The following is a 23,546-nucleotide window of genomic DNA, read 5'->3' as shown; positions in this document are numbered from 1 at the left end:
GCAATCAGGTTGTGATTAGAGGTAGAGACATGAAAAATCACTCCTGGGTTTTTAATAAGGAAATACTTAAAGAACAGAAATAGCATCTCAATAGATCAAGAATTGAATCAAAAAAAAGAAAATATCGGAAAGTCGGAGAACTTCTATCGGAAGGCCCCCGGCTTTTCGATATTTTAAGGATTTATATATGATGTAATCATATCCATTGATGCTTTTGCAAAAAAACTTTAAGCGCCTTTACTTACATATGTTCCTGTTCCTTTCTTTCGAATATATTTATAAATTGCAGGAACAACCAAGATAAGGACTGTCAATATATACAACGTCCCAGAGATTGGGCGCATAAAAAGTATAGATAAATCTCCTTGGGAGGTCATTAACGCTTGTCTGAAAGCAATTTCCATCATCGGTCCAATAACTAAGGCTAAGACTAAAGGTGCCGGTTCATAGCCTCTCCCACGAAGGAAATAGCCCAGAATTCCGAAGATGGCAAGAACTGCGAGATCAAGAAAGCTGGAATTGACGCTATAAACACCCACGAGACAAAAAAGAACGATAAGTGGAAATAACAGTGGCTTTGGAACCTTCATGACGTTGACAAATATTTGAACAAGCGGGAGGTTTAGAATAAGGAGCATGATATTACCGATATACATACTCGCGATAACCCCCCAAAACAGGTCAGGGCGTTCTGCGATCAAAGTGGGGCCAGGGGTAATTCCATGCAGCATCATTGCTCCCACCACTACTGCCATCGCTGGGGTAAACGGAACACCCAAAGCCATCAAAGGGACATAGGCACCGCCGACAGCCGCATTATTGGCTGCTTCCGGTCCAGCTACCCCTTCAATCGCACCCTTACCAAACTCTTCCGGATGCTTGGACAATTTCTTCTCGGTCATATAGGAAACGAAAGTGGAAATAACAGGTGAAGGGCCAGGCAAAAGCCCTATAAAGAAGCCAAGAATAGACCCCCGAAAAATCGGACCAGCAGAATGCTTTAGCTCTTTCTTCGTAGGAAGTAAATCACGCATTTTAATTTTAATTAATTGGCCATATCCTTCTTTCTCTGAAACCGAAAGCATGACTTCGGCGATACCAAAAAGTCCCATGGCCACAGGGAGAAATTCCACGCCTTGCCCCAGTTCCGTAATTCCAAAGGTAAAGCGAGATACACCTATCAATTTGTCCGTTCCGATAGTAGACACTGCTAAACCGAAAAGCATCATCAACATATTCTTACGGAGAGAACCTCCGCTTAAACGGACAAGGACAAGCAGCCCAACGACCCCAATCGCAAAAAATTCAGGAGGACCGAACTTAAGGGCTGTGTCTGCTAATGCAGTAGCTGCAAACATAAGACCAATGATACTAATTGTACCTGCAATGAAAGAACCTATCGCAGCAATCGTTAATGCCCCTCCAGCTCGTCCTTTCTTAGCCATTTCATATCCATCCATACAGGTAACGACAGAAGCGGCTTCCCCAGGTATATTGAGGAGAATTGAAGTCGTAGATCCTCCGTACATAGATCCATAGTAAATTCCCGCAAAGAATATCATGGCGGTCGTTGCATCCATATTCATGGTGAAAGACAAGAGAATAGCCATCGAGCCCAAAGGCCCGATTCCTGGTAACACCCCAACAATCGTTCCAATAAATGCACCGAACAAGGCATAAAGAAGATTAATAGGTGTTGCAGCTGTTGTAAACCCCATCAGTAATTGCTGTAATACATCCATTCTCTCACCTCCTAATTAAGGTTGAAATAAGATCTTCAAGGAACTGTCCCGGTAAGATCACTTTCAGAACAAGCGCGAATAAACAATAAGAGGCAAGCGTGGAGACTAAAGCCGTTACTAAAGATACCCATTTCGATTTAAAACGAAGAATAAGTAACAAAGCTGAGAGCACAATAAACGTAGAGATGAGGTAGCCTAAGGGTTTTAAAATGAACGGATAGATAACAATACTAATCGCTACACCGACAGGTGCCAATTGGAACCAACTTTGCGATTCCTCTTGAGATGCTTCCTTAAAGGTTTTATAAACATTGTAGGCTGAAACGATGAGTAAAGCTATGGCAAAGAATGCGGGCATCATACCCGCGCCAGGTTGTTCAATAGTACCCACTTGCAAAGATATGGACCCAGCCAAGTACACTAACGAGAATATTAAAAAGCCTATTGCTATAACCCGTTCCTTCATTACTTTCACCTGCCTAGTCTAGGATTAGAATGGGCAGCGGGCCTGCCCCGCCGCCTAAAGACACCTTTAAGATATACGTCATCTCAAGAAAACTTCTACTTGCTCACTAGACCCATTTCCTCAATGACTTTTTTCATGCTTGCTTCTTCATCCTTAAGGGCTTTGTCATACTCAGCGCCTTTTTTGAAAATGATTTCTAAGCTACCTGCTTTAGTTGTTTTAATGAACTCGGGTTCCTTCGTAACTTTTTCGATGGCATTTGCTAAGATATCGATGATTTCCTGAGGGGTATCTTTCGGAGCCAAATAACCGCGAGCAGAACCTTGTACTAAGTTAATGCCTATTTCTTTTAAGGTCGGAACGTCTGGAAGTTCAGGAAGACGTTTCTCCGCGTAGACTGCAAGTGCACGTAATTTGTTACCCTTAACTAAAGAGGTAACTACACTTGCGTTTGTGGAGTTAGCGTCCGCATGTCCGCCAGCTACTGCTTGCCAAGCCGGGGCATCTCCTTCAAAGGGGATATGATTCATCTTGGTACCTGAGAGCTTTTCAATCATAACCGCAGTATACCAATCGTCTCCGCCTGTACCTGAGTTAGTCATTTTAAGTTTTCCAGGATTTTGCTTAGCGTAATCGATCAATTCCTGAGCTGTCTTAAACGGGCTTTCCGGTGCCACAACTAAGATACCTGGGTCCCATACAACTTGAGCGATGGGTTTGAAGTCAGCCATTGTGTATCCAGCATCTTTGTTAATCATAGAGTTTAAGATTGTTTTAGTAAGAAGGGTTGAGAGCGTATATCCATCTGGCTTGGTCGAATGTGCAATTTCCTTCCAAGCAATTGCACCATCCGCGCCTGTCTTGTATACATTAGCAAATTGTACTTTTAGATCTTTCTCCAAATAGGGTTGCACCATTTGGCTTAACTGATCACTTCCGCCACCTGGTTTAAAACCGTGAATTACAGTTACCGCTTTGGTCGGGTATTCAATTTTTTTAGGTGCTTCTTTTGCTGGCTCTTTCGAGGCAGTAGTTGCTTGCCCTCCGCAACCAGACAAGGTAAGCGAAAGTGCAGCAATTAGAGAAACGGCAATGAACTTTTTAAACCTTTTCATGATTTTCCTCCTTCAAATTTCTTATTCAGAATGAGTTTGGAGTTAGCTTTGAATTAAGAAACAAGACCTTGCTTTTCAGGAATAAACCCTGTCCTTAAGAGTACTTGCCTTAATTCTGCTAGTTCTGCTTCTCCAATCGGCAAAAGGGGTAGGCGAGTCTCCCCACCGTAGAGACCTATTAGGTCCATAGCAGCTTTTAAGCCTGCAATTCCCCAGCGAGAAGTGACTGCGGCATTACTTTCGATCAGCCTTAATTGAAGTTCCTTGGCCTCCTTTTGTTGACCGGATTCGAATAGTTCCAGCAGTTGTACACATTCGTTTGGGAAAATATTAGCTAAGGCTAAGGTACCACCTTTTGCCCCTAGAGCTAAACTCGTATAAAGAAAACTGGCCGATCCTGCAAAGACTGAAAAATTACCTGTTACAGAATTAACAATTTCTGCTATCTGAACGATGTTTCCACCACTGTCCTTCATCCCGATAATATTTGGATGACGAGCTAGGTCAGCAACCAATTTAGAATTTAGGTTTAGCCCAGTATTACGAGGCATATTGTAAAGAATCACTGGAGTCGGGCTAGCATCTGCCACATCGTTATAGAATCTTTTCAAAGCAGCATCAGTCATACTCCCCTTATAATAATGAGGGGTTACCACTAAAACTGCATCGACTCCAAGTTCGGCAGCCTTCTGGCATAAACGGATGGTTTCTTTTGTAGATTCAGCCCCTGTACCAGCAATGACGGGTTTGATTCCTTTTGATTTCTTACAGACAAAAGAAATCAATTTCTCCTTTTCCTCAGGATCGAGTAGAGTAAATTCCCCGTTGGAACCCATAACCACAATCCCGGTTAACTTGGATTGCAACCAGAAATTCATATTTTGCTCTAATTTGTCGTAGGCAATTTCTCCATTAATAAAAGGAGTAGGGATTGGAGCATACACGCCAGTTAATTTAAACAATAGAACAGAATACCTCCTTTTTTAAAATCTTCCAGACGGGTGCTTCTTTTCTTTATCTCTACATATGGCCCTCTGAGTCTTCCACGACCCACCTCCCTTCAATGAACTTCTGTTCATAAAGATTAAGCCAGAAGGCCTTTATTAAAAAAGATTTCCATTGCAATCAAAACTTAATTCGTAGGGGTTTCCCAGCACTTTCAAATGAGGGTTATTTTCTACTTCTGGCAAGAGGTTCACCGATACCTCGATTTCGCCCAGGGATAATGTATTCTTGATCCGGACAAGTCGCACATTTTCTTTATCAAGGATATTGCAGGTTTTAATCGCAGCTTGAATGGCTTGTTTATCATTGTTAAGGACCATCGGGATTTTAACCGATAATGGCACTGTCGAGGTCAATGCGTTGGGATATGTTTGTTCAAAGCTAAACTTTTCAAAAGCTCTTTTTGTGGTAAAGTCCAGGATGCCTAGACCGTTGCCATTGCCATGCGACTTTTCTGTAATATCAAGAGTCGCAATGCGCGTAATATTGGGACCACCACTTACGAAGGGTGAGTGGTATCTTCCGACGATGTTGTTATCAAATCCGGTTCCGCTAATGTCCTTGCCGATCTCATCAATGATCAAAACATCGAGGGAATCAAAGTACAGTTTTGGGATGAGAGTTTTACCCAACGCAAGCAAGGCAGGTTCTTCAGCCGCAATCTCTTCATTTTTCAACACTTCAATTCGGCAGGTATTATGGTAAGCGTTTTCGAGCAGGGCCACCCCAAAAAGCAAATTCGTCTTTGCTAAGGTCACGCTAGCAATCGCCGGAATGTTTTCTGCCATTTTTCCAAAGCCAAGTTCATGGCAGATATCTGCTCCCTTTTGTTTACCTAACCCAATCGTAATCATCTTCATCAAACCGCTCTCATAGGGACCTCTGAATCCTACGTGAGGTTTAATTCTGTTTATGATAACGATAGCGTCAGCCTCATATGCATATTTATCAAGATACACAGGAAGCCCATTGACGGAGGTTCCAATTTGTACAACTTCCATAGTGGCTCGAATAGGTGCCCCGATAGTCTCTTCCGTCACGCCTAAACCAGCGAGCATATTTTTCTGCCCTTCGGCATTCGCACCGGCGTGGCTACCCATCGCAGGAACGATAAAGGGCTCTGCCCCTGCCTTTTTTAATTCTTCGACGACTACTTTTACCGCTAATGATATATTCGAAATTCCGCGACTGCCCACCGCCACTGCAATCTTCTGCCCTTTTTTAATGAGGGAAGTGACATCTTTAGCGTCTAATTTCGCACGCAGTTCTTGCTCAGGGTCTTCCAGATATGTGCTGTCAAAGGACTGCTTAATTCTAACCATGTCAGGAATCTTGATGGGTTCCAGCAATTGTTCTATTGCACTCAATATAAATCAACTCCCATTTTTATCTCCATCAGCCACCATAACTACGAGTGATGCAAAATAGCTCATCACCACCCAGGATTTCTGCTTTACTTGGCTCTCCTGAAGAAATCATCAAGATTTGATCCAATAATTCTGTACCTATCTGAGAAAGCGCCAAACCCTCCATGACCCCGCCGGCATTAAAGTCAATGTTAAACTTCATCCGTTCGTAAGTTGTGTTATTCCCAGTTAGCTTCAGCACTGGAACACCCGGGAATCCTGTCGGAGTTCCTCGACCTGTTGTAAAAGCAACAAGCTGACAACCGGAAGCAACTAACCCCGTGACTGCTTCTCCATCATGGCCGGGACAATCGAGGATATATAACCCCGGTCCAGGCACCGCCTCTCCATAGCTCAAAACACCACTGATTGGTGAAGTCCCACCTTTATGGATTCCACCTAAAGCCTTTTCGGCGACGGTGGTAACCCCGCCGTCTTCATTCCCAGGAGAAATAAGAGCGGAACGGCTTGGCAATTCGGTATGACCTGTCCCAAGTCTTAACTTGTTTTCCATGCGGGATATTGTATTTAATATATCTTCGCTTACTTGAGTGTTTACGGCACGTCGAGCAAGAATCTGTTCAGCCCCAATGAGTTCTGTAACTTCCGTAAAGATAGCCCGCCCACCCTCAGCAATGACTTGATCAGTTGCCCATCCGAGGGTAGGGTTGGCAGCGATTCCCGAAGTCGCATCTGTCCCACCGCATTTAAGTCCAAGACAAAGTTCCGAAAGCGGGAATTCTTCTTTGATTTGTTTAACAGACTTCTGTACCATCTGCTGAGCTAAACGGACTCCTTTATCAATCGCCTTAAGTGTGTCTCCTTCTTCCTGGATGACAAGCATCTCCACTGGTTTGCCAGTAGCAGCGATACTTTCAGCAAGTTCCTGAGCCTTAAATCGTTCACAGCCCAATCCAACGACAATAACACCATAAAAATTCGGGTGTCTTCCTACTCCTATTAAGGCTTTAGCCGTAAGTTCAAGGTCAAGCCCAACCTGGCTACACCCGACGGGATGGGTTAAGGCCACCGTATTCGCTACCTGTTCAGAAATATGGCGCACCACTGTATTTGCACAAAAAACAGATGAAATGACAGCCACATGGTTTCGAATTCCCGGTAGGCCAGAGCTCCTCCGATAACCCCAAAAGTGATACATGTCTTACTCCTCCTTCATCTAGAATCTCTATTCTCTAACGTCCTCGTTCACAGTAAACATTTTGAAGATGAATCCATTCACCACAGAAAATTTTAACCTTTGCCTTACCAATTTCTTCTCCATACTTCATGATAGAATCATCTGCTTCGATGTCGTAGATAGCGATTTTATGGCCAAAGGGAATATCACTGCAAGCCTGGATAATCGTGACGTTCCCATCTGAATTGATAAGAACCTCTTGGCCATTTTTCACGTCCTCGAGGACGACAGCAACATTATCTAAATGACTTATTTGTAGTCCTTTAGGCATACGTATTCCTCCTTGTAATCTTTTTGTTTCAGTCTTTGGACAAAACTGGTAATTGCTTCAGGGATTCACTTTAAGTTAAAACAGCCCCTCGATTCGCTTGTCCGACATGGCGGCAATATACCCCTAAATAGCCTTTAGTAACGGGTAACTCACGTGGTTTGAGTTCACTCCGACGTTTTTTAATTTCCTCCGGGTTCACTAAGAGATTTATTTGCTTATGGTCAATATCAATTTCGATTTGATCTCCATCATGAACAAGTGCGATGAGTCCTCCAACTTGCGCTTCCGGTGTGACATGCCCTATGCAGAAGCCCCGCGTGGCTCCAGAAAAACGGCCATCTGTGATCATGGCGACACTATCTCCTAAACCCATTCCAGTAAGCAAAGCTGCCGGGATTGACATTTCCCTCATTCCAGGTCCCCCCTGAGGTCCTTCATAGCGTATCACCAGCACATCTCCTGCTTTAACTTCTTTATATAGGATGTGGTCCATTAATTCTTCTTCAGAGTCAAATGTTTTGGCAGTCCCTACTTGCCGAGTTGGTGCCCCTATAATTCCACTGACCTTGATCACAGCACCATCGGGGGCCAAATTGCCACGAAGGATTCGGATGCCTCCCTCTGATTGGAGTGGATTATCCAGTGTCCTAATAGAATCCCATTTTTTAACGCTATTGAAGTATTTACTAATTTTTTCACCTGTAACGGTTAAAACTTCAAGGTCTAGGAGGGGCGCCAGGATTCCTAGTATTGCACCCACGCCACCAGCCTCATAAAAATCCCATAAGGTGTATTTACTTGAAGGCTTATATTTAGCAATGCAAGGTGTCTGACTCGAAAGTCGGTCAATTTCCTCTAAGGTAATTTCTAATCCCGCTTCTTGAGCCATTGAGGGCAAATGAAGGACGGCATTCGTCGACCCCCCAATCGCCATGAGAAAGCGAACGGCATTATAAAAGTTTGCTTTTGTGAGAATCAGGCTAGGCTTTAACTGTTCAAGCACCATTGTAACGATGCGTTCTCCTGTCTCTTTTGCCATCCGCCTTTTGGCAGCGTAAACTGCGGGAATCGTAGCCGCACCCGGTAAACTCATTCCTAAAGCTTCAATCAGGCACCCCATAGTATTCCCTGTCCCCATCATGCCGCAAACGCCGACCGTTGCGCAGGTGTCACTCTCGATCGCTTCAAATTCCTCCAAGGTCAACTTCTGATCTTTGAAGGCTCCCATTCCTTCTTTAATATCGGACATAACATATTGCTTCTCATTGACAAAATTAGAGAGCATCGGCCCGGGGGGAAGAAAGATGGTCGGAATGTTTAAACGTGCAGCCGCCATCAGCATCCCCACTGGAGATTTGTCACAAGAGGGTAACAATACTAATCCATCAAAGCCTCCTGAGCCTACCATCACTTCAATCTCAGCTGCCACAACTTCTCTGCTGGGCAATGAAAAATGCATTCCTTTACCTTGGGCGATGGCATCACAAACCGCAATCGTGTGAAATTCTACCGGAGTTCCCCCTGCGGCCCAAATCCCTGCCTTAACGAACTGGGCGAGTTCTTTATTAGGATAACTGCCCGGGTGGAATTCAGACCAGGCGCTAACGACCCCGATGACTACCTTGCTTAATTCTTCCTGACGATATCCAACTGACTTGAACATTGCCCGGGGATAAGCACCTTTAACACCATCAAAAAGTTCCTTCGAAGTTCTAATCATTTTTTCCACTGATCGAATCATCCTCTTTCGCTCTTCTCATATCTCGCGATAAATTTACTTTTTTCTCCACATTCGTGAGGTGTCGCATCATGGCTTCTTGCGCTTCTAGAATATGGCCTTGTCGTATACAAACTAAAATATCCTTATGTTCCACAGTCACTAGATTCCGTCTTAAAGGCATTGCTAAAGTTTGCCGTAAATTCGATTCGAAGTAATGCTTAAGGATATGCTCTGTTGTTTTAATAACCTCGGCGTAGATGCAATTATGAGAGGCAATTGCAATTCGTTCATGAAATTTGTAATCCCACGCCGCGCCAATTTTCCCTGAGGCAATTTCCTGTTCCATATTTATGTTTGCCTCTTCAATCGACAGCAGATCCTCCTCCGTACGGCGTTGTGCTGCTAGTCCCGCAGTCGAAACTTCGATTGATTTTCTAAACTCCAACCAAGAAAGGAGATTATTACTTTCTACCTCACCTAAGTAGAGAGGATACTCTTGCAGATTCGGTTCTCCCAGCCTCTTCACAAAAATCCCACTGCCGTGCCTGATTTCAAGAGTTCCCTTGGAACTAAGAACACTTAATGCTTCACGTAGAGTTGGCTTCCCTACTGCAAACATTTCGCTCAGCTCTTGTAAAGAAGGAAGCCGATCGCCTACCAGGTACTCACCGCTGACAATAAGTTTCGAGATTTGCTCCAGAACTTCTTCATATAGCTTTTTCTTTTGGATGGTGTATTTGCCCATAGTATGTTACCGCCTTTGAGAGTAGTGAAATATCAGCCAAGTACAAGAGTGAGTGACCAGATGAGTCGGACAATTCTGTAAATTCATTACCTAACTGGGCAAACTCCAACCCTAGTTCAAGATAGTTCGTCATTGAAGTTGTGCTATTATTTGTAAGAAAAGTTATAATACGTAAAATTAGTTATCTTGTGTAAATTCTACAAGAGGTTAAGTAATAATTAAAGCAATTTATTTCGACAGAGTATTCTGATAAAATGCCTAAAGTTATACGTTTATGAATTATTTAAAATATACGAGCATTTATCGCTGATTTTTTCAGTTAATTCTGCCAAATTAAGACTAAATTATCTTTTCTCTTCTTACAAAAGGAGTATCGCTCACTTCTTCCTTGAAGGTGTGAGCGATACTCCTTAGAGTAATCCTGCCTGAAGCATATTTAAATAGTGGTCCAAGATTTTAATACTAGCCAAAGTGCTGGCTTTTGAATATTTATGGGTGAGTTTATAGCATATACGGTCAGGTACTGCTTCGGAGAAACGAAAGATATTGTAATTGCCCATTTTTTGAGCGGTTCTTGCTACAGAGAGAGGAACAATGGCCCATTGTCTTTCAGCGTGTAAAAAGGACAGAATAAGTTGAGCAGTATCTAGTCGAATTTGGCCAGGACTTGAAGGATTCCACCATTGATCATGCCAAATTTTGTTTTCTGGGCCCCAATAAACAAACAATTCATTATTGGCATCCAGTTCGTGAGGGTGAATGACCTCAGACTCTGAACGTGTAGGCAGTGCAATGCGCATTCCTACCATAGAATCAGAGAAACATTTTTCCACTGTGATATTGGGGTGTTCTCTTCGAAGTGTTGTAAAAGCAACATCGACTTGTCTTTGCTCAACGAGATCGTATAATTCCGAAGAATGGGATGTAACCACTTTGAGATTCATTCTGGGCTCGTGCATGCTTAAAGCCCGAAATACGCTTGGGAAAACAGCATAGTTCATACTGTCAAGCGTTCCGATTGACAAAATAGGGTTAGTACTAGAGCTTTGTAAATAGTGTGTTTCACGCCAAAGAGATTGCCACCGTTCAGCTATATCAATAAAAGCTTCACCGGAAAGTGTTAACTTAAGTGATTTATTTCCCTTACCACGGTCAAATAAAATAGTATTTAATTCCTGCTCCAATACGTTTAATCTTTTGCTAACTGTAGATTGTGCCAGATTAAGCTGTTCTGCAGCTCGGCTTATACTCTGTGTCTGAACAACAGCTAGAAATGCCTCTATTCCAGGATTGTACATACGAATATCTCTCCTTACTATTATCGAAAATGGTCATAATAGAAATCGAATTTATTCATTTTACTTCATATTAAATTTAACTTAAAATTATCATTAGTTATACAGTAGGTCAATTACAAATACAAGATATTCGAAGTCAAGCGAATGTTTTCACTCGGTCAATATTGCCGGTTTTCAGTTAGGAAAAGTGTATGGGGGTAAAAAGGATGTCAGAACTCATTCAAAACCTAATTAGCATCGTGGGTCAGGAAAATGTTCTTCATTCCTTAGAAGACAAAATGTGTTATTCCTATGATGGCACATTTCGAACCTTTATGCCTGATGTTATCGTAAGACCTAATGGAACACAGCAAGTGGTAGACATTGTGAAGTTAGCCGTTGCCCATAAAACTCCTTTAATCCCAAGGGGGGCAGGCACAGGCCTAAGTGGAGGATCCGTTCCTGTCAAAGGCGGAATAGTCATGGATATGACTAGGATGAACCGAATCTTAGAGATTGATGCAAAAAATTTGGTAGCTGTTGTTGAACCTGGGGTCATTACCGGGCACTTTCATCAAGCTGTGGAAAAACTCGGCCTGTATTATCCCCCTGATCCTGCAAGTCTTAAGACCTGTACTATTGGAGGTAATGTCGCAGAGGGAGCCGGTGGGCCTCGAGCTATTAAATATGGAGTTACCCGCGACTATGTCATGGGTTTGGAAATTGTCACAACGAAGGGAGAAATTATTCACACTGGGGGCAAAACTGTCAAAAATGTCTCGGGTTATGATTTTACTCGTTTATTTGTAGCTTCTGAAGGCACATTAGGAATTGTGACAAAGGCGATTTTAAAGCTTATTCCTAAGCCAGAAGCAAAGAAAACGATTTTAAGCATGTTTCCGAAACTAGAAGGGGCTGCTGAAACTGTTCCTCAAATCATCGCTCAAGGAATTATTCCTTCATCCTTAGAAATTATGGATGATCTGGCAATCAATTGTGTTGAGAATAAATTGCACCTGGGACTTTCTCGGGAGGCTGAGGCTATTTTACTTATAGAGGTAGATGGGGATAAAGAGGTTGTTGAGAAACAAGGACCGATTATTGCCGAGATCTGTAGACAAAATGGAGCTTCTGAAGTTAAGGTAGCGAAGGATGATGAAGAATCAGAGGAGCTTTGGGTTGCACGTCGGGCCGTTTCCGCTGCCATTGTGCAGTTAAATCCCACAAAAGTCTCCGAAGATGCCACGGTTCCTCGTACACAAATACCGGAAATGATCCGGCGCTTAAAAGACATTTCGAAGAAATATAATCTGCCGATGCCAATTTATGGCCATGCTGGTGATGGAAATTTACATCCGAATATTTTAACGAATAAGCGTGATCCTGAAGAGATGGCAAGAGTCGAAAATGCCGTTAAGGAAATATTCGAGGCCACAATCGAACTAGGTGGTACCCTAACCGGAGAACACGGTATTGGGCTAATGAAATCCCCGTTTTTCAGTTTGCAATTCACTCCAGAAGAAATTAGCTACTTTCGGGAGATTAAAAGGGTTTTTGACCCCTTCAACATTCTAAACCCTGGGAAAATATTTGGGGGTGAAGAAAGTGAAGGATTATTCACTGCTACAAAAGGAAATTGATCAATGTAGTCGTTGTGGTGGATGCTTGGCAGTTTGTCCGATATACGGAGAACTAGGAATCGAGACCATGGGATCTCGGGCAAGAGTTTTTCTCTTTAGTCAGTTCCTTGAAGGGAATTTAGAGTTTAGCAAAAAACTGGCTGAAATTATGTCTTTATGTCTTTTATGTAAAAACTGCTCAGCATCATGTCCTAACGGTGTGGCAACGGATAAGTTGGTGCTCGCCGCTCGCCAAGAGGTCGTGGAGAAATACGGGCTCTCATTGATTAAGAAGAACGTATTCAATCACTTATTGACTCATAATAAACGACTCAATGCAGCGTCGAGTTTATTAAAGCTGTATCAACGTAGCGGGTTACGCTGGCTTGTTCGCAAGACTCGCCTGCTAAAACCTTTCCCAGATCATTTGGAAGCTAAAGAACACCTTTTGCCGGATGTCCAAGGTGATCGTCCGTTCCGAAAAGCGTTTCCTAAGCATATACCCGTGGAAAACCCACGGGGTAGGGTTGCCTATTTTACTGGATGTATGACGAATTATATTTATCAAAATACGGGGCGTTCTGTGCTTAATGTTCTTAAGCATAATAACATAGAAGTTTTCATTCCAGATCAATCGTGTTGTGGTATTCCGGCAGAGGCTAGTGGGGATGAAAAAACTGCCTTAAAATTAGCTGAAGAGAATGTAAAAGCCTTTGCAGCTTTAAAAGTCGATGCAATTATCACAGATTGCCCGAGTTGTGGTTCGGCCTTAAAGGAGTTTGGAGAAAAACTGGGCACGGAGGAAGCAAAGACCGTAAGCGCCAAGGTTAGGGATATTACACAGTATTTAATGAAGGATATTTCGTTTAAGCCGCCCGAAGGGGTTCTGCCAGTTACAGTTACGTATCACGACCCCTGCCATGCTTGTAGGGGACTTATGATTCAGAAAGAACCCAGAGAAATGTTAAAAAGTATTCCAGGACTATCGATTAAAGATATGGCTGGGGCGAATCAATGTTGTGGTGGTGCGGGGTCCTTTAACTTAAGTCACTACGAGTTATCGATGAAGATTCTCGATAAGAAGCTTAAAAATATCGCGGATACGCAAGCAGAGGTTGTGGCTACGGCCTGCCCAGCTTGTGAGATGCAAATAGGCCATGGTGTTCGTAAAGAGAACATGTCGCAAAGAGTTGTGCATCCGATTGAGTTGCTAAGTCAGGCATATGGGGAGAAATAGAGTCAGGTTTTTTGAGCTTGAAAGTTCTCAGCACATCGAATATGATGTGGTTAATTGTCTAGACACACCTTAAAAAGCTAAAATGAGAATTGCTATAAAAGAAGGCGAGGAATTTAAAATGACATCTATAAAAAACATTTACTGTGTTGGTCGAAATTATCAACTGCATGCTAAGGAGCTAAACAATGCGGTACCCACATCGCCGTTCCTTTTTTCAAAACCTACTCATGCCCTTGCTGAAGCGAATGGACAATCTCTTCTCATGCCAGGTGGGCAAGGAGGAGTTCATTATGAAGTAGAATTTGTTGTTCATATTGCGAAAGCTTATGAGCCTGGGATGAAGATCGAGGACCTCATTGATAAAGTGTCGGTAGGTGTGGATTTAACCTTGAGAGACGTCCAGGATGAACTGAAAAAGAAAGGTTACCCATGGTTATTAGCAAAGGGTTTCCCTAACTCTGCCGTATTGTCCAAGTGGCTCCCTTTCGATGGATTGGAAGCTGCAATGTCTTATGATTTTACTCTCGAAAAGAACGGTGTAGAAGTTCAGCGAGGGAATATCAAGGATATGATTTTTGATATTCCTACAATCGTCGAGTTTAGTGCGAAGCATTTTGGGCTAGGCGAGGGAGATATTCTCTTTACAGGAACACCCGCTGGAGTCGGCCCCTTGCAGAATGGAGATCAACTCGTCCTTAAATGGAAGGAAGAGAACGTCGGAGAGTTTAGCGTTCGAATCAAATAGGCTGAGAACAAATAAGGGGAGCATTTACGGCCTGTCCCTTATTTTTTTTATAAATATTGTATACTTGTTCGAAAACGGTTGCTAGAAACCAAAATTCTAGGTAAATTAAAACCATGCCTCGTTTTGGAAGAGTTTTCGAAGCGAAATCCAAGAGTGCGGAGGGTTAATATATGGTTCAACTTATCGAAAATGGGATATATCTTGTCAATGGAAGACCAACGTTTGAGGTTAAAGATAATGTTCTATTTGATCTAATGGGTCAGCGTGTGAATCCCGAGGATTTACCGGAAGGGCTTCCTAAGATCGAGCAAGAGAGTGCTCGTAAAAATACCATGGCCTATCAAATTTTGTCTAAGCATAATACCACAACGGATATGGACAATCTGAAAATCCGCTTTGATGTCTTAACCTCGCATGATATCACTTATGTCGGGATTGTTCAGACCGCACGGGCAAGTGGACTTAAGGAGTTCCCCATTCCATATGTACTGACAAACTGCCATAATAGTCTCTCGGCAGTAGGTGGAACGATTAACGAGGATGATCATGTGTTTGGTCTTTCTGCCGCTCAAAAGTATGGTGGAATTTATGTTCCTGCCCATCAAGCTGTTATTCATCAATATATGAGAGAGATGATGACTCGGAGCGGAAGTATGCTCCTTGGGTCTGATAGTCATACCCGGTATGGAGCTTTGGGAACGATGGGTGTCGGAGAAGGGGGACCAGAGCTTGTAAAACAGCTTCTGCAGAAAACCTATGATGTTAGATATCCTGGTGTTGTAGCGATCTACCTAGAGGGTAAACCACAATTAGGAGTGGGTCCCCAGGATGTCGCTCTCGCCATCATTCGAGCGGTCTTTAAGAATGGCTTTGTCAAGAATAAAGTGATGGAGTTTGTCGGACCTGGAATCGGGAACTTATCGGTCGATTATCGAAACGGTATTGATGTCATGACGACGGAGACAACGTGCTTGAGTTCAATTTGGGTCACGGATGATAAAGTGAAGAAGTACTTTGAAGTCCATGGTCGCCCAGAGGCATATTCTAAGTTAGAACCCGGTGAGGTTACCTATTACGAGGGTATGGTAAGAGTTGACTTAAGTAAGATTGTCCCCATGATTGCTTTACCCTTCCATCCGAGCAACGTGTATAGCATAGAAGAACTCAATCAGAATTCCTATGATATTCTTAAAGGGGTCGAAGAAGAAGGAAGAAAACAGCTTAATAATCCTTTTATTAACTTTTCTTTAACGAACCGAATTGTGAATGGAAGGCTTATGGTTGATCAGGGGATTGTCGCAGGCTGTGCGGGTGGAAGCTTTGAGAACTTGATGGATGTGGCCTCTATCGTGGATAGCCAATCCGTTGGGAATGATTATTTATCCTTTAGTGTCTATCCGGCGAGCCAACCGATTTACTACGAACTTGTTAAGAATGGTGCTGTAGCAAAGTTAATGTCTGCAGGCGCTGTCATTAAAACCGCGTTCTGCGGACCCTGCTTTGGAGCAGGAGATGTCCCGGCTAACGGGCAATTTAGTATCCGCCACACCACTCGGAACTTCCCGAATCGGGAAGGCTCGAAACCCGGTGATCTACAGATTTCTTCCGTGGCCTTAATGGATGCAAGATCCATAGCAGCGACCGTGATTAATGGGGGCCGCTTGACCGCTGCGACTGAAATTGAAATGACACCTAACTCTGTGCCCTATGAATTTAATTCTGAGATTTACACCAAGAGGGTGTATCAGGGATTTGGAAATCCAAAGCTAGAAGCTGAGTTAAAGTTCGGACCTAATATTGCGGACTGGCCGGAAATGATTGCTTTACCGGAAAACATCCTCTTGAAGTTTGCTGCAGTGATCAACGATCCGGTCACAACAACGGATGAATTAATTCCTTCCGGTGAGACTTCTTCTTATCGCTCAAACCCGTTAAAGCTTGCTGAATTTACTCTGTCGAGGAAGGATCCTGAATACGTTGGTCGTGCCAAAGGGGTTCAAGCCCTAGAAAATGAACGTCGGAAGCTTGATTTAAGGGCAGAAGACAAGGCAGAGATGACAGATTCGCTTCGCGAAGTCGGGGAAAAAGTACTGGAGTATCATTCGTCCTTTAAAGATGTGGAGAGCGTATTAGCGAGCACAGGAATCGGAACTGTCATCTACGCTGTTAAACCAGGGGATGGTTCAGCTCGGGAACAAGCTGCTTCTTGTCAAAAGGTACTGGGCGGCTGGGCCAATATTGCCACAGAATATGCTACGAAACGCTATCGGAGTAACCTGATTAACTGGGGTATGCTTCCGTTTACTATGGATGGCGATTCTGAAATCACGTTTAAGGTAGATGATTTCATCTTTATTCCGGGTATTCAACAAAGGGTACTGAATGAGGAAGAAAGGATCCCAGCTCAACTCTTTACATCTGAGGGGATGACAGAGATCGAACTTAAACTAAGCCACTTAACCCAGGATGAGAGGGAAATCATCTTAAAAGGGTGTTTGATTAACTACTACGCGGCGAAGTAAAGGGTGAGAAGAATAAAAGTCAAATAGGAACTGATTGAACACTAACGCTGAGGGTACCATAAAGGTAGACTCAGCGTTATTTTTTGATATTGGAATGTGAGACTCTTATACCTTGAGATATCGACCTATAGGTCAATAAAGGGAATGACTGAGTCTCATAAATATTGTTTTTTAAGTAATAAAGTATGTACTAATGATCAAATGTGCTGTTATAATAGTGGATGTGCAAAATATCAGGTCTAACCGAGTTCAGAAAAAAGGAGCAAGCATTGTATGAATGAAAGAGTCCACTACAATCTTACAGTGTCTGAATTAGTTGATAGAGCCCTCGCCCGTCAGGAAGGGGTCCTTGCCTCGTCTGGGGCCTTCTGTGTAAGTACGGGTAAGTATACTGGTCGTTCACCTAAGGATAAGTTTATCGTCGATGAACCTTTGGTCCATAATCAAATCGCTTGGGGTTCCGTAAATAGGCCTATTTCCTCGGAGCACTTTGAAAGTCTGTATAGCCAGGTCGAACTCTATCTTAAGGAACGAGAACTTTTTATTTTCGACGGATTTGCTGGTGCGGATGAAAATTATCGTCTCCCGATTCGAGTCATTAATGAGTATGCTTGGCAAAATCTCTTTGTCCATCAGCTCTTTATTCGACCGACTGAGGTTGAATTAAAAGAACATCAACCAGAGTTCAAGATTATTGCAGTTCCAGGGTTTAAGGCAAATCCAGAAACGGATGGAACACATTCTGAAGCCTTCATTATCTGCTCCTTTGAGAAGCGGGTCATTTTAATCGGTGGAACCCATTATGCTGGGGAAATGAAAAAGTCGATTTTCAGTGTGCTGAATTACTTATTACCTTTTAAAGGGGTATTTCCTATGCATTGCTCCGCAAATAGGGGTGAAAAAGGCGATGTCGCTCTGTTCTTCGGGTTGTCGGGTACGGGCAAAACAACCCTTTCGGCTGATCCAGAACGCCAACTCATCGGAGACGATGAGCACGGTTGGTCTGAGAAGGGGGTATTTAATTTTGAGGGCGGGTGTTATGCCAAGTGCATTAATCTTGCCGAAGAAAAAGAACCTCAAATTTGGAAGGCTATCCAGCATGGTGCCGTGCTAGAGAATGTCGTTTTGGAACCGGATACCCAAGTGGCGGATTATGCAGATAGCTCATTAACGGAGAATACGCGTGCGGCTTACCCTATTGACCATATCGAGGGAGCACTCATCCCCGGAGTGGGCGGACATCCAAAAGTAATTGTTTTTCTCACTGCTGATGCGTTTGGTGTTTTACCCCCCATTTCCAAATTAACGAAGGAACAAGCAATGTATCATTTCCTTTCAGGATACACTTCAAAATTAGCAGGAACGGAACGCGGAATTACTGAACCCTTGGCGACCTTCTCAACGTGTTTTGGAGCACCGTTTCTTCCTCTTGAGCCTCGAGTCTATGCAGAAATGCTCGGAGAGAGAATTGCCACCTATGGCACGAAGGTCTATCTCGTAAATACGGGTTGGTCCGGAGGTCCCTATGGTGTGGGTAAGCGTATTAACTTAGCATACACTCGGGCAATGATTACGGCTGCGCTGAAGGGTACCATTGAAACCGCAAACTATACAGAGGATCCTATCTTTGGAGTTTATGTTCCAAATCAGGTTGAGGGAGTTCCTAGTGAAGTCCTTAATCCACGTAATACCTGGCAGAGCAAAGAAGACTACGATTCTAACGCAAAGGACTTAGCTTCGCGCTTTAGGCTGAATTTTGAACAATTTAGTCATGTCTCAGAAAAAATTAAGGAAGCGGGGCCTAAGGCGTAAGGGCCTAATTCATCCTGATGGCAGATATGCTTTCAGGATTTTTTTTGTCTTTCCAGATCATTAAAGAAAAGGATAGCCCTTCGGGTCTTTAAGTCTTTGCTCAAGGTTTTCGGATTAAAGTCAGGTGCGAACTGTTTTATGGAAAAGAAATAGAAAGTATAATAAGGCGTAAGTCTTTTTAGACGGTATTATTTAATAACGTGTACTGGCTAAAGTTGAGAAGAAGAGGAGTAACATCATGATGATATTTGATAGAAATGGGAGTAGGGAAAAACGAGCTTGGATTTTTATGGGAATGGCATTGATTTTCTTACTCGTTATTGGCACTACTGGCTGTGCAACGTCTAGCGAACAAACAAGTGTTACGATATCAAGCCAAGCCAATGAAAAACCAATGGGAAGTCAACCAACCTTAAAAGTAACTTATTTGGACGTAGGGCAAGCAGACTCAATCCTTATTCAGATTCCCAATGGGAGAAATATTCTGATCGATGCCGGAAATAATGAAGACGCTGAGATGATTATTTCTTACCTAAAAAAACAAGAAATTCATCGGCTGGATGTAGTGATTGGAACACATCCCCATGAAGATCATATCGGGAGCCTTGACAAGGTCATTAAGACCTTTGACATCGGGCAGGTAATCATGCCTAAAGTCACGACCAATACACAAACGTTTAAAGATGTCTTGACCGCGATTCAGGATAAAGGACTTAAGATTAAGGAAGCTAAAGCCGGACTGAAACTTGATTTGGGATCTACGGAGGCTACAAGCCCGCAGATTTCCGCCGAAATTCTTGCGCCGAATTCTAGTGAGTATGAGGATATGAACAATTATAGTGCTGTTCTACGACTGGTCTACGGACAGAATACCTTCCTTTTTACTGGGGATGCCGAGGATGTATCTGAAAAAGAGATGCTTGCTTCATCTTCTAGTTTAAAGGCCGATGTCCTGAAGGTCGGACATCATGGGAGCAGTTCATCAACAACTCAGGAGTTTCTGAATAAGGTAAGCCCAAAGTATGCTGTGATTTCAGTAGGAAAAGACAATACTTATGGACATCCAACGTCTTCTACTCTTAACCGACTGAAGAAATCAGGAGTAGAGCTCTATCGAACGGATGAGTTCGGGACGATCGTCGCAGAATCTGATGGAAGGGAAATATCCTTTAAGACCAATAAGTAAGATCCTATTCTAGTAAGGGAGATGAGAATATGAAAGGAATCATTGATCGCTTCGAGGGAGAATATGCCGTGGTTGAAGGCGAAGATCGAGGGAGGGTTGAAATTCCTCGGAATATAATCCCTCAAAATGCTAAGGAAGGGGATAGCATCGTTCAAATCGGGGGTAAGTACGTCATTGATGAGGGAGAAAATCAACGCCGCAAAAGAGAAATTGAAGAATTAGCCAAAGACCTATGGGAGTAAAAAATTCTATAAAAGTAATAAAAAATGACGAGTATTCACAAAATCTTCACATCCATCTTATATAATAGTAATAAGTTGTGAGTTTATGGGAGGTACATGATGCGGCGTGTGAAGATTAATATGGACTTCAAACCAGTTTCGAAATGGTTAGATAGAGTTTCCTGGAAGTCTCCTAAGGTTATAAGTGCCTCTTTGGTGGCTTTACTTCTTCTTGGTGGGGGAGGATATTATCTTAACTCCACGACTTCAGCAGCATATGTCATTATCAATGGTGAAAACATTGGAATTGTTGAAAATGTTCAAAGTGGTAAAAAACTCGTGGAGACAGTCCTCAAAGAAGATGGAGAAGCTGTCGGTGGAGTAGCAAAAACTCATGATCAGATTGAGTACACTCGGGCGAGAATCAATGATGATTATACCGTGTTGTCTGAAGACGAGCTAAAGCAGAAGCTTTCCTACTATATTGAGGGAGTCGAGTTAACCATCGCGAATACCTCGATTTTTACCCTCCCCAATCAGGAAGCAGCTGATCAGCTTTTGAAAGCCTATCAGGAGATTTATGCTAAAACGGATGAATCCAATGAACTTACTTCCGTCTCCTTCGAAGAAGAGGTTGGAATACACGTTGTAGAAACAACGCCAGAAAAGGTAATCTCTTTGGAGCAAGCTTTGGAAAAGCTCAAGCAAGGTAATGTGCAAAAGGAAGAGTATGTTATCCAACCGAATGATTCCTGGTGGTTAATTGCGCGTAAAAATGACCTCAAAACGATTGAGGTTTTGGCGGCAAATCCGGGTACAACATTGGATACCGTGATTAAACCGGGAGAAAAGATTGTTATTGAGAAGGTCTCGCCCTACCTTACCGTCGTGAGTGAAGGGACAAAGATTGATAAGGAAACGATCCCTTTTGATGTTGTGACAAAGACGGATGCGACTTTGGCTAGTGGCCAATCAAAAGTTACCCAGTCAGGAAATGATGGAGAAAAGGAAATCAAGTATTCCTATGTCAAGAAAAATGATAAAGTCATCTCGAAAACGATTTTGGATGAAAAGGTCTTAAAGGAAGCTGTTACCCAAGTCGTTACTAAAGGACCTAAAACAATTCAAGTGGCGAGCGCTTCTCGAGGAAGTGGTCAGTCTTCCGGACTAAGCGCACCTTTGAGGACAAGAATCAATTCGTATTACGGGTATCGTGGTAGAGAGTTCCATACCGGGATTGATTATGCTGGTTCTGTTGGTGATCCTTATGTTGCTGCGGGAGCAGGGACTGTGATCAGTGCAGGATGGAATGGGAATTATGGGAACTGTATTGTTATCGATCATGGGAACGGAATTCAAACGCGCTATGCACATTCTTCAAAATTACTTGTTAAGGCGGGTCAGACCGTCTCAAAAGGCCAAACCATTGGTCTCGTCGGAGCGACTGGGCGTGTTACAGGTCCCCATTTACATTTCGAGGTTATTATAAACGGAGATACTGTAAACCCTAATAATTATGTGCGTTAATCATCTGATACAGATACAAATACAAATGTAATCATTGGACTTAAAAAGATTTGCTAAAAAAGTTTTACTCCAAAAAAGGTTTTAGGAAGTTCTACACGAATTAAAGTGAGTAGTTCTTATTATTTCCTTGTTTAGCTGGAGGAAAAATGACGAAGATTGAGAGAATCTTAGCAGCGATTCGGGGAGAGGCTCTAGATAAAATTCCAAAGGGAGAATTTTATCTAGAGCCTGGGTTGATTACAAAGCTGTTGCAGATAACAAATCAGGACACTCGAGAGGTTGATTTAGAAGCAAGAATTAAGGCCTGTGAGCTTTTAGGGCTAGATGCCCTAGTGTTCACCCCGAAGAGGGGGAGCGATGAAGAGGTCTGGAAAGAGTTAGAGCAGTGGAAAGAACAAACTGACTTTTTTCTTTTTGCGCTTATTGATGGGCCCTTTCAAGGAGTGTCGCACCGTTATCCCGACTTTACCTCGTTTTTAATGAATACGGTGAGAGACAAAGAAAAGTTAGCTCGTCTTGCAGAAGAGGTTATTTCTAATAGTTTGAAGTTAGGGCAGGCAGCGTTGAAATCCGGAGCTCATGGAATCCTTATCGCAGATGATATCGCCTATAACCAAGGACTTTACATTTCTCCGCAAACGATGCGAGAATTATTTTTTCCTTATCTCGAGGAATTAGTTCGTTCGTTATCTCGATATGACTCAAAATCAAGCAGGGACAAAGTTCCGATTTTTTTTCATTCGGATGGAAATATCCTCCAAGTACTAAAAGACTTGAAGGAGCTTAGTTTTGATGGCATTCATTCGTTAGAGCCTGTAATGGATATAAAAAGAGTACGTGAGGTTGCTGGAAGCGACCTGTGCTTGATGGGTGGCTATGATCTGGGATGGTTTAACTCCGGTAGTACGAGTAAAGCCGATGAACTCCTAAAGAAAGCATTATCTGGTGGAGGGTATATCTTTGGTAGCAGTGCAGGAATTCTTGATACCAGTCTCTCAGCCCTTGATGTACTTGAGGTTTATAAGTTTGTCGAAGAGTATGATATTAGGAAATAAACCTTGACAAAATGAGAGGGTTGACATAGAAAGTGATTTGCTTTTTATGTCAACCCTTTTTTAAACTCTATTGAGTGAAGTGACTTCACGTTGGTTATTAAGAAAGATTTTTAATCACTTTATCCAGTACACGAATACAGATCGCTAATTCTTCGAGATCAATTCCCTCGGTCGTTTGAGTATTTGTCTTTCGTCCCATGGACATAAGACCCTCTTTAAGATTTTTTCCGGCTTCAGTGAGGTAGATAAGATTTGTTCGCCGATCGTGAGGGTGTCTGGTTCTTTGAACGAGATCATGTTTTTCCATCGTATTGATAATACGAGAGACACTGGGTTCATCTTTACCTGTGGATTCGGCTAAGCTGTTTTGAGTTTGCCCATCCTCTCGCCAAAGGTAAAGAAGGATTCTCCACTGTTCCGTGGTAATATCGAAATTATTCTCTTTGAAGTTCCGACCCAGTCGTTGTGTTATCAGGCGGGCTGATTTATTTACTTTATGTCCAAAGGAACTTCCTGTATATTCGCGGAAGGTAGTCATACAATTAACCTCACTGTTTGTCCTCTTTTACACAATTAATGATATGATACCCTTTGTTTAGTATTCTTGCAAGTAGGGCATTATTTAGATTAAGAATACCATTATAACAGGATAATTAGGATGTTATCGAATTTGCCAG

General features: G+C 42.7%; 20 protein-coding genes. 9 read left to right on the top strand and 11 right to left on the bottom strand.

What is annotated here, in order from left to right:
- Positions 1-227 precede the first annotated feature (227 nt).
- The 10 genes from ACZ42W_RS19145 to ACZ42W_RS19100 all read right to left on the bottom strand — a co-directional run bounded on the left by ACZ42W_RS19145 (position 228) and on the right by ACZ42W_RS19100 (position 10,966).
- The gene (locus ACZ42W_RS19145; protein ID WP_464166855.1) at positions 228-1,742 is read right to left on the bottom strand and encodes a tripartite tricarboxylate transporter permease; all 1,515 of its coding nucleotides are present in this window, start codon (positions 1,740-1,742) and stop codon (positions 228-230) included.
- Positions 1,743-1,746: 4 nt separating this feature from the next.
- Positions 1,747-2,208, bottom strand: coding sequence for a tripartite tricarboxylate transporter TctB family protein (locus tag ACZ42W_RS19140; RefSeq protein WP_464166854.1), 462 nt, complete (start codon positions 2,206-2,208; stop codon positions 1,747-1,749).
- Positions 2,209-2,303: 95 nt separating this feature from the next.
- Entirely contained in the window at positions 2,304-3,323 is a 1,020-nt protein-coding gene (locus ACZ42W_RS19135; protein ID WP_464166853.1) for a Bug family tripartite tricarboxylate transporter substrate binding protein, read from the bottom strand.
- A gap of 53 nt (positions 3,324-3,376) precedes the next feature.
- Positions 3,377-4,285, bottom strand: coding sequence for a 4-hydroxy-tetrahydrodipicolinate synthase (dapA, locus tag ACZ42W_RS19130; protein ID WP_464166852.1), 909 nt, complete (start codon positions 4,283-4,285; stop codon positions 3,377-3,379).
- Between the two features lie 141 nt (positions 4,286-4,426).
- A complete protein-coding gene (locus ACZ42W_RS19125) occupies positions 4,427-5,695 on the bottom strand; it encodes a nickel pincer cofactor-dependent isomerase, group 22 (RefSeq protein ID WP_464166851.1) in 1,269 nt (422 codons plus the stop codon).
- A gap of 28 nt (positions 5,696-5,723) precedes the next feature.
- Positions 5,724-6,893, bottom strand: coding sequence for a UxaA family hydrolase (locus ACZ42W_RS19120; protein WP_464166850.1), 1,170 nt, complete (start codon positions 6,891-6,893; stop codon positions 5,724-5,726).
- 34 nt (positions 6,894-6,927) lie between these two features.
- Positions 6,928-7,203: a UxaA family hydrolase gene (locus tag ACZ42W_RS19115; protein WP_464166849.1), complete on the bottom strand. Its 276-nt coding sequence runs from the start codon at positions 7,201-7,203 to the stop codon at positions 6,928-6,930.
- A 70-nt stretch (positions 7,204-7,273) separates the two neighbouring features.
- Positions 7,274-8,923 carry a dihydroxy-acid dehydratase gene (gene ilvD / locus ACZ42W_RS19110; RefSeq protein ID WP_464171095.1) on the bottom strand — a complete coding sequence of 550 codons (1,650 nt, stop codon included), beginning with the start codon at positions 8,921-8,923 and terminating at the stop codon, positions 7,274-7,276.
- A complete protein-coding gene (locus ACZ42W_RS19105) occupies positions 8,916-9,668 on the bottom strand; it encodes a FadR/GntR family transcriptional regulator (protein WP_464166848.1) in 753 nt (250 codons plus the stop codon). Before ACZ42W_RS19105 ends, ilvD begins: the two co-directional genes overlap by 8 nt.
- 410 nt (positions 9,669-10,078) lie before the next feature.
- Entirely contained in the window at positions 10,079-10,966 is an 888-nt protein-coding gene (locus ACZ42W_RS19100; protein ID WP_464166847.1) for a LysR family transcriptional regulator, read from the bottom strand.
- 206 nt (positions 10,967-11,172) lie between these two features.
- On the opposite strand from ACZ42W_RS19100, the gene ACZ42W_RS19095 reads away from it, so the two are divergent.
- From ACZ42W_RS19095 to ACZ42W_RS19055, 9 genes are all read left to right on the top strand, one after another.
- Positions 11,173-12,585, top strand: coding sequence for an FAD-binding oxidoreductase (locus ACZ42W_RS19095; protein WP_464166846.1), 1,413 nt, complete (start codon positions 11,173-11,175; stop codon positions 12,583-12,585).
- On the top strand, positions 12,551-13,801 hold the full coding sequence (locus ACZ42W_RS19090; protein ID WP_464166845.1) for a (Fe-S)-binding protein: 1,251 nt from the start codon (positions 12,551-12,553) through the stop codon (positions 13,799-13,801). Before ACZ42W_RS19095 ends, ACZ42W_RS19090 begins: the two co-directional genes overlap by 35 nt.
- Before the next feature lie 118 nt (positions 13,802-13,919).
- The gene (locus ACZ42W_RS19085) at positions 13,920-14,546 is read left to right on the top strand and encodes a fumarylacetoacetate hydrolase family protein (RefSeq protein WP_464166844.1); all 627 of its coding nucleotides are present in this window, start codon (positions 13,920-13,922) and stop codon (positions 14,544-14,546) included.
- A gap of 170 nt (positions 14,547-14,716) precedes the next feature.
- Entirely contained in the window at positions 14,717-17,068 is a 2,352-nt protein-coding gene (locus ACZ42W_RS19080) for a hydratase (RefSeq protein ID WP_464166843.1), read from the top strand.
- Positions 17,069-17,341: 273 nt separating this feature from the next.
- The gene (gene pckA / locus ACZ42W_RS19075) at positions 17,342-18,880 is read left to right on the top strand and encodes a phosphoenolpyruvate carboxykinase (ATP) (protein ID WP_464166842.1); all 1,539 of its coding nucleotides are present in this window, start codon (positions 17,342-17,344) and stop codon (positions 18,878-18,880) included.
- 241 nt (positions 18,881-19,121) lie between these two features.
- Positions 19,122-20,066, top strand: a complete 945-nt coding sequence (locus ACZ42W_RS19070; RefSeq protein ID WP_464171094.1) for a ComEC/Rec2 family competence protein — start codon at positions 19,122-19,124, stop codon at positions 20,064-20,066.
- 29 nt (positions 20,067-20,095) lie between these two features.
- Positions 20,096-20,308, top strand: coding sequence for a DUF3006 domain-containing protein (locus ACZ42W_RS19065; RefSeq protein ID WP_464166841.1), 213 nt, complete (start codon positions 20,096-20,098; stop codon positions 20,306-20,308).
- A 99-nt stretch (positions 20,309-20,407) separates the two neighbouring features.
- Positions 20,408-21,814, top strand: coding sequence for a peptidoglycan DD-metalloendopeptidase family protein (locus ACZ42W_RS19060; protein WP_464166840.1), 1,407 nt, complete (start codon positions 20,408-20,410; stop codon positions 21,812-21,814).
- 146 nt (positions 21,815-21,960) lie between these two features.
- The gene (locus ACZ42W_RS19055) at positions 21,961-22,869 is read left to right on the top strand and encodes a uroporphyrinogen decarboxylase family protein (RefSeq protein ID WP_464166839.1); all 909 of its coding nucleotides are present in this window, start codon (positions 21,961-21,963) and stop codon (positions 22,867-22,869) included.
- Between the two features lie 97 nt (positions 22,870-22,966).
- On the opposite strand, the gene ACZ42W_RS19050 is transcribed toward ACZ42W_RS19055, so the two are convergent.
- A complete protein-coding gene (locus ACZ42W_RS19050) occupies positions 22,967-23,407 on the bottom strand; it encodes a MarR family winged helix-turn-helix transcriptional regulator (RefSeq protein WP_464166838.1) in 441 nt (146 codons plus the stop codon).
- Between the last annotated feature and the right edge of the window lie 139 nt (positions 23,408-23,546).

The organism is Desulfitobacterium elongatum (genome assembly GCF_055378975.1).
Note: the sequence above shows the minus strand (reverse complement) of the source record. Positions and strands in the feature narration are given on the sequence as shown.

Excerpts from the sequence above, each read along its gene's own strand:
- ACZ42W_RS19145 (WP_464166855.1), bottom strand. The coding sequence starts at position 1,742 with ATGGATGTATTACAGCAATTACTGATGGGGTTTACAACAGCTGCAACA.
- ACZ42W_RS19140 (WP_464166854.1), bottom strand. The coding sequence starts at position 2,208 with ATGAAGGAACGGGTTATAGCAATAGGCTTTTTAATATTCTCGTTAGTG.
- ACZ42W_RS19135 (WP_464166853.1), bottom strand. The coding sequence starts at position 3,323 with ATGAAAAGGTTTAAAAAGTTCATTGCCGTTTCTCTAATTGCTGCACTT.
- ACZ42W_RS19120 (WP_464166850.1), bottom strand. The coding sequence starts at position 6,893 with ATGTATCACTTTTGGGGTTATCGGAGGAGCTCTGGCCTACCGGGAATT.
- ACZ42W_RS19115 (WP_464166849.1), bottom strand. The coding sequence starts at position 7,203 with ATGCCTAAAGGACTACAAATAAGTCATTTAGATAATGTTGCTGTCGTC.
- ilvD (WP_464171095.1), bottom strand. The coding sequence starts at position 8,923 with ATGATTAGAACTTCGAAGGAACTTTTTGATGGTGTTAAAGGTGCTTAT.
- ACZ42W_RS19105 (WP_464166848.1), bottom strand. The coding sequence starts at position 9,668 with ATGGGCAAATACACCATCCAAAAGAAAAAGCTATATGAAGAAGTTCTG.
- ACZ42W_RS19100 (WP_464166847.1), bottom strand. The coding sequence starts at position 10,966 with ATGTACAATCCTGGAATAGAGGCATTTCTAGCTGTTGTTCAGACACAG.
- ACZ42W_RS19095 (WP_464166846.1), top strand. The coding sequence starts at position 11,173 with ATGTCAGAACTCATTCAAAACCTAATTAGCATCGTGGGTCAGGAAAAT.
- ACZ42W_RS19085 (WP_464166844.1), top strand. The coding sequence starts at position 13,920 with ATGACATCTATAAAAAACATTTACTGTGTTGGTCGAAATTATCAACTG.
- ACZ42W_RS19080 (WP_464166843.1), top strand. The coding sequence starts at position 14,717 with ATGGTTCAACTTATCGAAAATGGGATATATCTTGTCAATGGAAGACCA.
- pckA (WP_464166842.1), top strand. The coding sequence starts at position 17,342 with ATGAATGAAAGAGTCCACTACAATCTTACAGTGTCTGAATTAGTTGAT.
- ACZ42W_RS19070 (WP_464171094.1), top strand. The coding sequence starts at position 19,122 with ATGATATTTGATAGAAATGGGAGTAGGGAAAAACGAGCTTGGATTTTT.
- ACZ42W_RS19065 (WP_464166841.1), top strand. The coding sequence starts at position 20,096 with ATGAAAGGAATCATTGATCGCTTCGAGGGAGAATATGCCGTGGTTGAA.
- ACZ42W_RS19060 (WP_464166840.1), top strand. The coding sequence starts at position 20,408 with ATGCGGCGTGTGAAGATTAATATGGACTTCAAACCAGTTTCGAAATGG.
- ACZ42W_RS19055 (WP_464166839.1), top strand. The coding sequence starts at position 21,961 with ATGACGAAGATTGAGAGAATCTTAGCAGCGATTCGGGGAGAGGCTCTA.
- ACZ42W_RS19050 (WP_464166838.1), bottom strand. The coding sequence starts at position 23,407 with ATGACTACCTTCCGCGAATATACAGGAAGTTCCTTTGGACATAAAGTA.